Below are 12,369 nucleotides of genomic sequence, written 5' to 3' on the forward strand. Positions count from 1 at the left end.
GACGCCAATCATTTCAGGGTCTTTCCCATCGGCGCGGCTCCGCCTCTGGACCTTCACCCGGCGGCGGACTATAACCAGCCTCCCACCCATTCCGTATCGCCGTGAGCCATGCACGACCTTCGCGCCATCCGTGAGAACCCCGAATCCTTCGACCGCGGCCTCGCCCGCCGGGGCCTTGAGGCTATGTCGCCGACGGTGCTGGACCTCGATTCGCGCCGCCGCGCCGCGCAGACCCAACTGCAGGAGATGCAGGCGCGCCGCAACGAGGCGGCCAAGGAGATCGGGCTCGCCAAGCGGGAGGGCCGTGATGCCCAACCGCTGATGGACGAGATGGCGCAGCTCAAGGAGCGGCTGCCCCAGGTCGAGGAGGAGGAGAAGGCGCTGGGCGCCGAGCTGGACGGCCTGCTCGCCTCCATCCCGAATCTGCCCGCTGACGACGTGCCGGAAGGCCCGGACGAGAGCGCCAACGTCGAAATCCGCCGCTGGGGCGAGCCGAAGGCCATCGCCGGCGCCAAGCAGCATTTCGAGCTGGGCGAAGCGCTGGGCCTGATGGATTTCGAGGCGGCGTCGCGCATGTCGGGCGCCCGCTTCACCGTCCTGAAGGGCGGGCTGGCCCGGCTGGAGCGCGCGCTCGCCGACTTCATGCTGGACATCCACACCGGCGAGCACGGCTACACCGAGATCGCACCGCCGCTGATGGTGCGCGACAACGCCCTGTTCGGCACCGGCCAGCTTCCGAAGTTCGAGGAGGACCTGTTCCGCACGGGCGATCACTATCTGATCCCGACCTCCGAAGTGCCGCTGACCAACCTCGTCAACGACCAGATCGTGGCGACGGAAGAACTGCCCCACCGCTACACCGCGCTGACCCCCTGCTTCCGCGCCGAGGCCGGATCGGCCGGGCGCGACACGCGCGGCATGATCCGCCAGCACCAGTTCTGGAAGGTGGAGATGGTCAGCGTCACCGCGCCGGACCAGTCGGAGGCGGAGCACCAGCGCATGACCCAATGCGCCGAGACCATCCTGCAGCGGCTGGGGCTGCCCTACCGCGTCGTGACGCTGTGCACCGGCGACATGGGCTTCTCCGCGCGCAAGACCTTCGACATCGAGGTCTGGCTGCCCGGCCAGAACATGTACCGCGAGATTTCGAGCTGCTCGAACTGCGGTGACTTCCAGGCCCGCCGCATGAAGGCCCGCTGCCGTCCGAAGGGTGAGAAGCAGACGCAGTTCGTCCACACGCTGAACGGCTCGGGCGTGGCGGTCGGGCGCTGCCTGATCGCGGTGCTGGAGAACTACCAGCAACCCGACGGCTCCATCCTGGTTCCCGAAGCGCTCCGGCCTTACATGCGCGGGCTGGAAAGGATCACCGCCTGATGTTCGATCTTCCGCTCGACCTGTCGAACGCGCGCATCCTCGTCACCAACGACGACGGCATCCACGCGCCGGGCCTGAAGGTTCTGGAGGCCATCGCCCGCTCCATCTCCGACGACGTGTGGGTGGTGGCGCCGGAGATGGAGCAGTCGGCGGCCAGCCACTCGCTGACCATCAACCGGCCGCTGCGGCTGCGCCAGCTGGACGAGCGGCGCTTCACGGTGGACGGCACGCCGACCGACTGCGTCCTGCTGGCCGTCAACCGCATCATGAAGGACGCCCGTCCGACGCTGGTCTTGTCCGGCGTCAACCAGGGCTCCAACATCGGCGAGGACGTGACCTATTCGGGCACCATCGCGGCCGCCATGGAGGCGACCCTGCTGGGCGTTCCGGCCATCGCGCTCAGCCAGCATTATGAAAACCGCGCCCAGATCGACTGGTCGGCGGCAGAGCGCTGGGGGGCGGAGGTGATCCGCAAGGCCGTTTCCACGCCCTGGCCGAAATACGTTCTGCTCAACGTGAACTTCCCGGCCTGTCCGGCGGACCGGGTCACCGGCATCCAGGTCGTCCGCCACGGCAAGCGCAAGATCGGCGACGAGCTGGTGGAACGTGTCGATCCGCGCGGCAAGCCCTATATCTGGATCGGGACGCTGCGCGGCGAGGCCGATGTGGCGCCCGACACCGACATCCACGTGGTCTTCCATGGCGGCATTTCGGTGACGCCGGTCTATCTGGATCTGACGCACACGCCGACGCTCCAGACCCTGCGGCACGCGTTCGAGTAATTTGGTTTCCGAGGTGAATGGGTAGGATGTGACGGTCGAGGCACGCAAGATCCGGCTTCTGATGGCGTTGCGCCGCAACGGCGTGACCGACACCCGGGTTTTGGCCGCGATCGAGCGAATCCCGCGCGAGCGCTTCGTCCCCGAACCCTTCCAGGATCAGGCGTGGGAGGACACGGCGCTTCCCATCGATCTGGGCCAGACCATCAGCCAGCCGCTGATCGTGGCGCTGATGACCCAGGCGTTGGAGCTGGGGGAGCGGCAGACGGTGCTGGAGATCGGCACCGGCTCCGGCTATCAGGCGGCTGTTTTGTCGCGGCTGTGCCGGCGGGTCTACACCGTCGAGCGGCTGCGCCCGCTGCTGACCGAGGCGGAGGCGCGATTCCAGGCGCTGCGCCTGAACAACATTACGACCCGCCACGGCGACGGGACGAAGGGCTGGCCCGAACAGGCGCCGTTCGAGCGCATACTGGTCACGGCCGCCGGAGGCCCCGATGCGCCAAAGGACTTGACGGATCAGCTCGCCGTTGGTGGTGTCATGGTCATCCCGCTGGGGGACGACTACCGCGGCCAGCGGGTCGTCCGCATCCGGCGGACCGAAACCGGTCTTACACGGGAGGACTTGTGGCCCGTCCGCTTCGTACCGTTGCTGTCCGACCCTCCGTCCCCGCCAGGAACGGAGTAGCCGGCCCGTTCGGCGTGTCACTTGGCGTCACATCCAGCGTGTCTGGGCGCGCCCTCCTCGCGGCGCTGGCGTTGATCCCCCTGCTCGCCGCCTGCCAGCAGCGCACCGGCGATCTGGCGCCGGTCACCTCGGTGTCCAACACCCCGGATTCAATCGGAGGCGCCGTCATCGTACAGCGTGGGGACTCCGCCTATTCGCTGTCGCGGCGCTACAATGTGCCGCTGCGCGACCTTCTGGAGGTCAACCACCTGTCGCCGCCCTACCAGCTCCAGGTCGGGCAGCGTCTCGTCCTGCCGGTATCGCGCCAGTACATCGTGCAGCGCGGCGACACGCTCTACGGCATCTCCCGCATGTTCAGCGCGGACATGAGCGAACTGACCCGGCTCAACGGCCTGACCGCGCCCTACGCGGTGCAGGCCGGGCAACCGTTGCGCCTGCCGGGCGGTGATGCGCCGGGCGGCACGGCGGTGGCCCAGGCGCCGTCCTCCAGCGCGGGTGCCGCGGTCGGCGGGATGGTCGCGGCGGCGCCAGTCAAGCAGGTGTCGCGCGGCTCCATCCAGGCGGCGGAGCTGCCGCCGCCGGGTGCTTCAACCTCAGCTCCTGTGGACAGCCCGTCGCAGACCACGACCGTCCTCGCGCCGGTGCCCGGCGCCAAGCCGGCCGCCGCGCCGGAGGGGACGACCGGAGCGCCCGTCTACCAGCCGGGGCAGGCCCCGACATCGCTGCGCCCCCCCGGCCAGAAGCCCGTCGTTCCCGAACCGGCGCCCGCGCCGCGTGTCGTCGAGGCCCCTCCAGCCCCGACCCCGCCGCCGGCCCAGGAGGTCGCCGCCGCCCCGCCCCCGCCGCCGAAGGCGGTGGAGCAGCCGACGCCGCAGCGCGCCACCGGGCGGCTGCTCTGGCCGGTGAAGGGGAAGGTGATCTCGACCTTCGGGCCGAAGCCGGACGGTCTGCATAACGACGGCCTGAACATCGCCGCCAGCAAGGGAACGACGGTGGTCGCCGCCGACAACGGCGTGGTTGCCTACGCCGGCAACGAACTGCGCGGCTTCGGCAACCTGCTGCTGGTGAAGCATTCGGACGGCTTCATCACCGCCTACGCCCATCTCGACCGCATCGACGTGGAGCGGGGCGTGGCGGTGAAGCGCGGGCAGGCCATCGGAACGGTCGGTCAGACCGGATCGGTGACGAGCCCGCAGCTTCATTTCGAACTGCGCAAGGGCAGCCAGGCGGTCGACCCGCGCGACCGCATGGAGCCGCGGGTCACCGAAGGGGCTTCTCCAGACGGCCAGCCAGGTCCTGGATGAACTGCCAGGCCACCCGGCCGGAGCGGCTGCCGCGGGTCACCGACCACTCCACGGCCTCGGCCCGCAGCTGCTCCGCCGGGATGTCCAGCCCGAAGCGGGCGGCGTAGCCCTCGATCATCGCGAAGTAGGTCGGCTGGTCGCAGTTGTGGAAGCCCAACCACAGGCCGAAGCGGTCGGACAGCGACACCTTCTCCTCGACCGCCTCCGCCGGGTTGATGGCGGTGGACCGCTCGTTCTCGATCATGTCGCGCGGCATCAGGTGGCGGCGGTTGGAGGTGGCGTAGAACACCACATTCTCCGGACGCCCCTCGATCCCGCCTTCCAGAACCGCCTTCAGCGACTTGTAGTGGGCGTCGTCATGGTCGAAGGACAGGTCGTCGCAGAACAGGATGAAGCGGCGCGGCTCGTCCTTCAGCCGGGCGAGCAGGCGGGGCAGGGTGGGGATGTCCTCGCGGTGGATCTCCACCAGCGCCAGCGTGCCGGGATGGTCCTGGGCCACCGCGGCGTGCACCGATTTGACCAGCGAGCTCTTGCCCATGCCGCGCGAGCCCCAGAGCAGGGCGTTGTTGGCCGGCAGGCCCGTGGCGAAGCGGGTGGTGTTGTCCAGCAGGATGTCGCGCTGCCGCTCCACGCCGCGCAACAGGCCAATTTCCACCCGGTTGACGGAGGGCACCGGCTCCAGCCGGTCGGGATCGGCGTGCCAGACGAAGGCGTCGGCGGCACCGAGGTCGAGCCGGCCGGGCGGCGGCGGGGCAAGCCGTTCCAGGGCCTCGGCGATGCGGGTGAGGAGGGGCAGCAGTTGGGCGTCCGACATCGTGTTCCTTCGCAGGCGTTTCTTCCGGTTTCGTTGCGCCGACCCTAACCCGCCGGCGCGCCGCCGGACAAGGCACCGCGCTTGCGGGGGAGGGGTGCGCGCCGCTAAGGTGCGTGCAACGCGAACCGAGGGGCGGCCATGCACGCAGAACGTTCCGCCGATCTCCCCAATCCGGCCGGGAGCGCCGACCATGTCCTGCGGCGGCTGGAGGAAACGCCCCTTCGCGAGGACCCCTTCCCGCATCTGGTGGTGCCGGACGCCCTGCCGGCGGACCTCTACGCCCGCGCCGTCGCCCAATGGCCAAAGTTCGAGGCGCTGGCCCTCCTGCAGATGGACACGCTGCCCCAGCGCCATCAGATGGTGCTGACCGACCGCGCCCTGAGGGAGATGGAGCCGGAGGCCGGTGCGGCCTGGCGGGAGGTCCGCGATTGCCTGTTCGGGCCGGAGACGCTGAAGCGGCTGGCGCCGCGCTTTCCCTCGCTCGCCGCCAAGCTGGAGACGCCCGCCGCGGCCCGGCCGGCCATGGTCTACGCACGGCTGGTCGAGGACCATGCGGGCCACGCCATGCTGCCCCACACCGACGTGTTCGGCACCTTCCTATCCATGTTGCTCTACATGCCGGCGGACGGCCGCCGCCCCGATCTCGGGACGGCGCTGTACCGGCCGCGCGACCCGTCCTTCTCCGCCAACGCCGGACGGTCGACCGAGCGGTTCCCGCGCGCGGATTTCGAGCTGGCCGGCACCGCGCCCTTCCTGCCGAACCATCTGCTGGCCTACGCGCCCTCCGACCGCTCCTTCCACGGGGTGGAGCCCGTGGAGGCGCCCTGCGTGCGCCGCTTCCTGCTTCTCTTTGCCGTGATGGACAGCCGCGGCCCTTGAAGCCCGGCGGGCGTACCCCTATTCCATTGCATCGACGGCCCGGACCGTTATAGTCGCCGCGTCCGCGAGCGCCCGCTGCGCCTTCGGAACCAAACCACAGGGAGCCTCCAGATGTTCGTTTCGACGGCCTATGCACAGACCGCCGCGCCCGCCGCCGGTGGGGCCGACATGATCGTGCAGTTCCTGCCGCTGATCCTGATCTTCGTCGTCTTCTATTTCCTGCTGATCCGTCCGCAGCAGAAGAAGATGAAGGAACACAAGGGCATGCTGGAGTCCATCCGTCGCGGCGACCGCGTGGTGACCGGCGGCGGCATCATCGGCACCGTCACCAAGGTGGGCCCGGAGGACGAACTTCAGGTCGAGATCGCCGAGAACGTCCGTGTCCGCGTCATGCGCTCCACCGTGAACCTCGTGCTGTCGAAGTCCGAGCCGGCCAAGAGCGCCGACGAGAAGGCTGAAGAAAAGGTCGTGGACCGCAAGTAACGCGGTTCTCCGGTAGCGAACGGGACTGGTTTACGAATGCTGTATTTTCCGCGCTGGAAGATTTTTCTGATCGTCGCGATCTGCGTGCTCGGGACCATCCTCACGCTGCCGAATTTTTTCAGCCGCGAGACGTTGTCGGCCCTGCCGAACTGGTACGCGCACAACCGCGTCAACCTCGGCCTCGACCTGCGCGGCGGGTCGCACCTGCTGCTCGAGGTGGACATGGGCGCGGTCATCCGTGACCGCGTCGAAGGCCTGGTCGATTCGGCGCGCACCCAGCTCCGCAACGACAATGTCGGTTACACGGCGATCACCCCGGGCGACCGCGGCATCACCGTGCAGCTCCGCGACCCGGCGCAGGCCGACACGGCGGTGCGGGCGCTGCGCCAGCTCGCCAACACCATCGGCGGCGGACCGCTCGGCGGCGGCCAGCCGGATCTGGAGGTCACCTCCGGCGGCGGCAGCGTCACCGCCCGGTTGAGCGAGATCGCCCTGCGCGAGCGCGCCACCCAGGCCATCGAGCAGTCCATCGAGATCGTGCGGCGCCGCATCGATGAGACCGGCGTCAACGAGCCGACCATCGCCCGCCAGGGCGCCGACCGCATCCTGGTCCAGCTTCCCGGCGTCGAGGACCCCGACCGCGTGAAGCGTCTTCTCGGCACCACCGCGAAGATGACCTTCCGTCTGGTCGACATGAACGCCGACCCGAGCGCCGGCCGCGCCCCTCCGGGCACCGACATCCTTCCCTCGGCGGAAGGCGGGCGGGCGCAGAGCGCCTACGTCATCCGCAAGAAGGTCGAGGTGGACGGCGCCAACCTGACCAACGCCACCGCGGGCAGCAACCCGCAGACCGGCGAATGGGTGGTCAATTTCGAATTCGACAGCATCGGCGCCCGCCGCTTCGCCGACGTGACCCGTGCCAACGTCGGCCGGCCCTTCGCCATCGTGCTCGACAACAAGGTCATCAGCGCCCCGGTGATCCGCGAGCCGATCACCGGCGGACGCGGCCAGATCAGCGGCAGCTTCACCGCCGCCGACGCCAACGACCTCGCCGTCCTGCTGCGCGCCGGCGCACTGCCGGCCCCGCTGAAGGTGATCGAGGAGCGCACGGTCGGCCCCGACCTCGGCGCCGATTCGATCCGCGCCGGCCTGATGTCGGTGGGAATCGGCTTCGTGCTGGTCTGCGCCTACATGATCGCCGCCTACGGCCTGTTCGGGGCTTTCGCCTGCTTCGCGCTGCTGGTCAACACCGTTCTGACGCTGGCCGCGCTGTCGCTGCTCCAGGCGACGCTGACGCTGCCGGGCATCGCCGGCGTCCTGCTGTCGCTCGGTCTGGCGGTCGACGCCAACATCCTGATCAACGAGCGCATCCGCGAGGAAACGAAGAAGGGCCGCGGCGTCTTCGGCTCGGTCGAGGCCGGCTTCAGCCGCGCCTATTCCACCATCGTGGACGCCAACCTGACCACCGCCATCAAGATGGCCATCCTGTTCGTGCTGGGCACCGGCGCGATCAAGGGCTTCGCCGTCACCATCACCTTCGGCATCCTGATTTCGCTGTTCACGGCCACCGTGCTCGTGCGTCTCATGATGGTCAGTTGGCTGCGCAAGACGCGGCCGGCCGTCCTGCCGGTGTAAGAGGTCATTCCCATGTTCCGGCTTCGTCTGGTCCCTGACAACACCAACATCCAGTTCATGCGCGGGCGACACGCCGGCCTGATCGTGTCGGCGTTCCTGTCGATCGCGTCGGTGGTGCTGTTCTTCTATCCCGGCCTTAATTACGGCATCGACTTCCGCGGCGGCATCGTCATCGAAGCGCGCACGCCGCAGGCCGCCGACTTTGCCTCGCTGCGCCACACGCTCGGTCAGCTCAATCTCGGGCAGGTGGCGTTGCAGGAGTTCGGCTCGCCCCAGGACGTGCTGATCCGTCTGGAACGCCAGCCGGGGGATGACGCCGCCCAGCAGGTGGCCGCCGACAAGGTGAGGGCCACGCTCGCCCAGGAGCTTCCCGGCACCACCGTGCGCCGCGTCGAGGCGGTTGGCGCGTCGGTCAGCGGCGAGCTGTTCTTCAACGGCATGCTGGCGCTCGGCCTCGCGCTGCTGGCGATGCTCGTCTACATCTGGTTCCGCTTCGAATGGCAGTTCGGTTTCGGCGCCATCGTGACGCTGCTGCTGGACGTGACGAAGGTGGTCGGCTTCTACGCGATCACCGGGATGCAGTTCAACCTGACGGCCATCGCGGCGATCCTGACGATCATGGGCTATTCGACCAACGACAAGGTCGTGGTCTATGACCGCATGCGCGAGAATCTGCGCATCTACAAGAAGATGCCGCTGCGCGAGTTGATCGACCGTTCGATCAACGAGACGCTGAACCGCACGCTGGGCACCTCCATGTCGACGCTGCTGTCGATCCTGCCGCTGGCCTTCTTCGGCGGCGAGGCGTTGCAGGATTTCGGCATCGTGCTGATCTTCGGCATTTTCCTGGCGACCTCCTCGTCCATCTTCATCGCCGCCCCCATCTTGCTGTTCCTGGGCGAGAACCGGCTGCGCCGCAACGCGCCGGCGGAGAACGCGGCCCCGGCCGCCAACCCGACGCCCTGATCGGCCAAGCACAGACCGGCGAAAACAGGAAGCGGATCAGAGATGGCGGACATCACGCCGATCATCCCGTCGGACCGGCAGGTCATCGACGGCTACGGGGACGGGCAGTTCTGCGTGTCCGGGCAATGGCGCACCGGGGCGGTCGTGGTCCTTCCCGACCGCACGGAGCCCTGGCGCCCCCAGGACTTCGCCGCCCTCACGGCGGAGGACTTCGCCCCGGTCATCGGTGCGGAGCCGCGGGTGGAGTTTCTCCTGCTCGGCTCCGGCGCCCGGATGCAGCTTCTGCCCAAGGCCCTGCGCCAGAGCCTGCGCGACGCCGGTCTGGTGGTCGAGGTGATGGACACCGGGGCGGCCTGCCGCACTTACAACGTCCTGCTGGCCGAAGGCCGGCGGGTGGGGGCGGCGCTGCTGCCGGTGTGAGCCGGGTCGGAAGCCTGACCGGAAAAGACCAACAAAAAAGGCCCCCAATTGGGGGCCTTTTCCGTTCTGGCGATCCGGTAAAGGATCAGGCCGGGGCCTTCGACAGGCGCTCGGCCACGAATTCCCAGTTCACCAGGCTCTCCAGGAACGCCTTCACGAAGTCCGCGCGGCGGTTCTGGTAGTCGACGTAGTAGGCGTGTTCCCACACGTCGGCGGTCAGCAGCGGGAAGTGGCCCTGGGCCAGCGGGGTATCGGCGTTGGAGGTCTTGGTGACCTTCAGCTTGCCGCCGTCGAGGTACAGCCACGCCCAGCCCGAGCCGAACTGGGTGATGGCGGCGTTCGAGAACTCTTCCTTGAACTTGTCGACGCTGCCGAAGTCGGCGATCAGGCGCTTCTCAAGCTCGCCCGGGATGGCGCCGCCACCGTTCTTCTTCATGCTCTGCCAGTAGAAGGTGTGGTTCCACACCTGACCGGCGTTGTTGAACAGGCCCTGCTTGGAGGCGTCGCCGTAGCTCTGCTTGATGACGTCTTCCAGGCTGGCGTCGGCCAGCGGGCTGTCCTTCGTCAGGTTGTTGAGGTTGGTGACGTAGGTCTGGTGGTGCTTGTCGTGGTGCAGGTGCAGCGTCTCCGACGACATGAACGGCTGCAGAGCATCATAGCCATACGGGAGCGGCGGCAGTTCGAACGCCATTGAGTTACCCTCTCTTCTTGGATTGTCCCATCTCGGCCCGCGCCTTGGCGGCGCGGCACCTCCGTCCGCTCAAATAGGCCCGCGGCGCGGCAAAGTGAAGGCTGGAAAAAGGCCGAGGCGCGAAAAGGTGGTAATCCCAGCGGTCAGGACCGCCCGCGCGGCGAACTCGCCGGAGCGCACCGCACCTTCGAGTGTTGCCGGAAGCCCCATCTTCGTCCAATCGCCGGCCAGAACGAGGTTTTCCAAAGCGGTTCGGGCACCGGGGCGATTCGCCGCATGGACAGGGGACTGGTCCGGAGTCGCCCGGCGCTCCTTGATGATTCGGTACGGCGGCAGGGCCGCGCCGGGCGTGCCCAACGCCTTCGCCACGTCGCGCCACAGCGTAGCGGCGACGGTGTCGGTGGGCAGGGCGGCGAGCGCGTCGGCGTCGCTGACCGTCACCGACAGCACGTCGCCGCGCAGGAACAGCCAGTCCGCCGTTCCACCCACCAGCCCGAGGAAGGGGAGGCCGCCCGGCAGCGCCGTCGCGGCGGGCAGGCGGAAGTGGGCGTTGACGATGGCCCGGCCGGCGGCGGGAACGGGCAGGGTCCTGGGAAGCAGGCGCCCGGCGATCCAGGCCGGCACCGCCAGAACCACCGCGTCGTCGTTGCCAAGCGCGATGCGCTCGCCATCCACCGACAGGGCCGCCACACGATCACCCGCGCGTTCCAGCCCGTTCACCCGCACTCCGGTGCGCAGCTCGGCGCCGTGCCGTTCCAGCCACGCCACCGCGGGTTCGACCAGGGCGGCGGACAGGCCCTTCTCGGCGAACAGGGGGCGGCAGGCGGCCTCGCCGCGCAGCAGCGTTTCCCGCAGCACGGCCCCGAACAGGCGGGCGGACACCCGCTCCGGCGCCCCGTTCATCACCGACACGGCCAGCGGCCGCCACAGGCGTTCGTACAGCGCTCCGTTGGGGGGCAGGGCGTCGGCGACCGCCGCCTCGGGGCGGGCGGTCAGCGTCCGCAAGGCGGCGAGGTAGTCGGCCGGGCGGCTTCCCGGCACGCGGCGGGCCTTGTCGAACAGCCACAGCCCGCCGGGCCGCAGGCACCAGCGCTCACCGTTGCCAAGGTCGAGGAAGGGAAAGGCAGCAGGGCGCAGCTCGGTCAGAGCGCCGCCGGCGCCGACCCGCTCCAGGTAGCCGAGCAGGGAGCGGTTGCCGCTGAGCGCCAGATGGCTGCCGTTGTCCACCACACGGTCCAGCGTGGCGTCGTAAAAGGAGCGGCAACGCCCCCCGGCCTGTGGCGCGCTCTCATGCAAGATGACCCGCCGCCCGGCCTCGGTCAGGCGGACGGCGGCGGACAGGCCGGCGAGGCCGGCGCCGACGATGTGGACGGTGCCCAAGCCGGCCCGTCAGGCGGCGGGCGGATAGCCGAGCGCGCAGCGCACGGCCACCAGCGCGCATTCGCGCTTGCCGACCCGCACCCGCCGGTCGAGATCGCGCCAGCCCCGCGCGCGCAGGCGCACCAGCAGCCGGTGGTAAAGCACCATCATGGCGACCGCCGCCCACAGCGAGCCACGCCGCCCGGCGGCCTGCCCCTCGGCCAGCGCCCGTCGCGCCTCGGCGAAGCGTTCCTCGGCCAGCACGGCCAGCGCCTCGCAGGTCTGCGGCAGGTTGGGGTGGGTGAGCACGGTGGCGGGGTCGGAACTGCCGATGCCGGCGTCGTCGAGCAGTTCGCGCGGCAGGTAGAGGCGGCCGATTTCGGCGTCCTCCGTCAGGTCGCGCAGGATGTTGGTGAGCTGCAACGCTTCGCCCAGCGCCAGGGCGAAGGCCTCGGTGGAGGCGTCGGCCCGGTCGAAGACGCGAATCGCCAGCATGCCAACCGCGCCGGCGACGCGTCGGCAATAGAGTCGGAGAGTCGGCAACGCCGGGCCGGTCATGCCGCCGCTGCCGTTGCCGTCAGTGCCGCCGTCCGCCGGGATGTCCATCGCCATGCCGTCGATCAGCGCTTCCAGCTCGCCCCGCGGCAGGCCGTAACGCTCGATGGCGCCCTTCAGCGCGGCCCCCAGCGAGCTGGACGGTGCGCCGCCGGCGTAGAGCCCGCGAATTTCGGTCCTCCAAGCGTCGAGCGCCGCGCGCTTCTCCGCGGGCTCTCCAGGCTCGTCGGCGATGTCGTCGATTCGCCGGCAGAAGGCGTAGATGGCGAACATCGCCGCCCGCTTCGAGCGGGGGAGAAGCAGCATCGGCCAGTAGAAGGTGCTGCCCGACCGTCCGGTCACCGCCGCCGCCGCGGCAGCCGGGCTGCCGGCGGTGTCGCTCTGCGTCGAATCCAGCGATGGCTGCGGCATACGTCGGTCCTGCG

General features: G+C 69.3%; 13 protein-coding genes. 9 read left to right on the forward strand and 4 right to left on the reverse strand.

The window, feature by feature from the left end; translation table 11 throughout:
* The first annotated feature begins 108 nt into the window (after positions 1-108).
* Genes serS through AMK58_RS16880 form a run of 4 tightly spaced genes read left to right on the forward strand, consistent with a single transcriptional unit; the run spans position 109 to position 4,142 of the window.
* On the forward strand, positions 109-1,374 hold the full coding sequence (serS, locus tag AMK58_RS16865) for a serine--tRNA ligase (protein WP_035676272.1): 1,266 nt from the start codon (positions 109-111) through the stop codon (positions 1,372-1,374).
* Complete coding sequence (gene surE, locus AMK58_RS16870; RefSeq protein WP_035676270.1) at positions 1,374-2,156, forward strand: 5'/3'-nucleotidase SurE; 783 nt, start codon at positions 1,374-1,376, stop codon at positions 2,154-2,156. The genes serS and surE overlap by 1 nt, the downstream gene beginning before the upstream one ends.
* 28 nt (positions 2,157-2,184) lie before the next feature.
* On the forward strand, positions 2,185-2,838 hold the full coding sequence (locus AMK58_RS16875) for a protein-L-isoaspartate(D-aspartate) O-methyltransferase (protein ID WP_035676268.1): 654 nt from the start codon (positions 2,185-2,187) through the stop codon (positions 2,836-2,838).
* Between the two features lie 38 nt (positions 2,839-2,876).
* Positions 2,877-4,142 (forward strand): LysM peptidoglycan-binding domain-containing M23 family metallopeptidase, encoded by a 1,266-nt coding sequence (locus tag AMK58_RS16880; protein ID WP_236778280.1) that lies wholly within the window; start codon positions 2,877-2,879, stop codon positions 4,140-4,142.
* Here AMK58_RS16880 and AMK58_RS16885 read toward each other — a convergent pair.
* Positions 4,099-4,956 carry an ATP-binding protein gene (locus AMK58_RS16885; protein WP_035676257.1) on the reverse strand — a complete coding sequence of 286 codons (858 nt, stop codon included), beginning with the start codon at positions 4,954-4,956 and terminating at the stop codon, positions 4,099-4,101. The two genes, AMK58_RS16880 and AMK58_RS16885, sit on opposite strands and share 44 nt — an antisense overlap.
* 138 nt (positions 4,957-5,094) lie before the next feature.
* Here AMK58_RS16885 and AMK58_RS16890 point away from each other — a divergent pair, with 138 nt between their 5' ends.
* The 5 genes from AMK58_RS16890 (at position 5,095) to AMK58_RS16910 (ending at position 9,339) form a co-directional block, all read left to right on the forward strand.
* The gene (locus tag AMK58_RS16890) at positions 5,095-5,835 is read left to right on the forward strand and encodes a hypothetical protein (protein ID WP_035676254.1); all 741 of its coding nucleotides are present in this window, start codon (positions 5,095-5,097) and stop codon (positions 5,833-5,835) included.
* A 111-nt stretch (positions 5,836-5,946) separates the two neighbouring features.
* Positions 5,947-6,318, forward strand: coding sequence for a preprotein translocase subunit YajC (gene yajC, locus AMK58_RS16895; protein ID WP_035676253.1), 372 nt, complete (start codon positions 5,947-5,949; stop codon positions 6,316-6,318).
* 36 nt (positions 6,319-6,354) lie between these two features.
* The gene (gene secD / locus AMK58_RS16900) at positions 6,355-7,953 is read left to right on the forward strand and encodes a protein translocase subunit SecD (protein ID WP_035676252.1); all 1,599 of its coding nucleotides are present in this window, start codon (positions 6,355-6,357) and stop codon (positions 7,951-7,953) included.
* A gap of 12 nt (positions 7,954-7,965) precedes the next feature.
* The gene (gene secF / locus AMK58_RS16905) at positions 7,966-8,919 is read left to right on the forward strand and encodes a protein translocase subunit SecF (RefSeq protein ID WP_059399212.1); all 954 of its coding nucleotides are present in this window, start codon (positions 7,966-7,968) and stop codon (positions 8,917-8,919) included.
* 42 nt (positions 8,920-8,961) lie between these two features.
* Positions 8,962-9,339, forward strand: coding sequence for an Mth938-like domain-containing protein (locus AMK58_RS16910; RefSeq protein ID WP_035676250.1), 378 nt, complete (start codon positions 8,962-8,964; stop codon positions 9,337-9,339).
* A gap of 85 nt (positions 9,340-9,424) precedes the next feature.
* On the opposite strand, the gene AMK58_RS16915 is transcribed toward AMK58_RS16910, so the two are convergent.
* From AMK58_RS16915 to hpnD, 3 genes are all read right to left on the reverse strand, one after another.
* Complete coding sequence (locus AMK58_RS16915; RefSeq protein ID WP_035676248.1) at positions 9,425-10,030, reverse strand: superoxide dismutase; 606 nt, start codon at positions 10,028-10,030, stop codon at positions 9,425-9,427.
* Positions 10,031-10,099: 69 nt separating this feature from the next.
* Positions 10,100-11,410 (reverse strand): hydroxysqualene dehydroxylase HpnE, encoded by a 1,311-nt coding sequence (gene hpnE / locus AMK58_RS16920; protein WP_035676259.1) that lies wholly within the window; start codon positions 11,408-11,410, stop codon positions 10,100-10,102.
* A 9-nt stretch (positions 11,411-11,419) separates the two neighbouring features.
* Positions 11,420-12,355: a presqualene diphosphate synthase HpnD gene (gene hpnD / locus AMK58_RS16925; RefSeq protein WP_059399213.1), complete on the reverse strand. Its 936-nt coding sequence runs from the start codon at positions 12,353-12,355 to the stop codon at positions 11,420-11,422.
* Between the last annotated feature and the right edge of the window lie 14 nt (positions 12,356-12,369).

Origin of the sequence: Azospirillum brasilense (assembly GCF_001315015.1) — a bacterium.
GTDB classification, from domain to species: Bacteria; Pseudomonadota; Alphaproteobacteria; order Azospirillales; family Azospirillaceae; genus Azospirillum; species Azospirillum brasilense.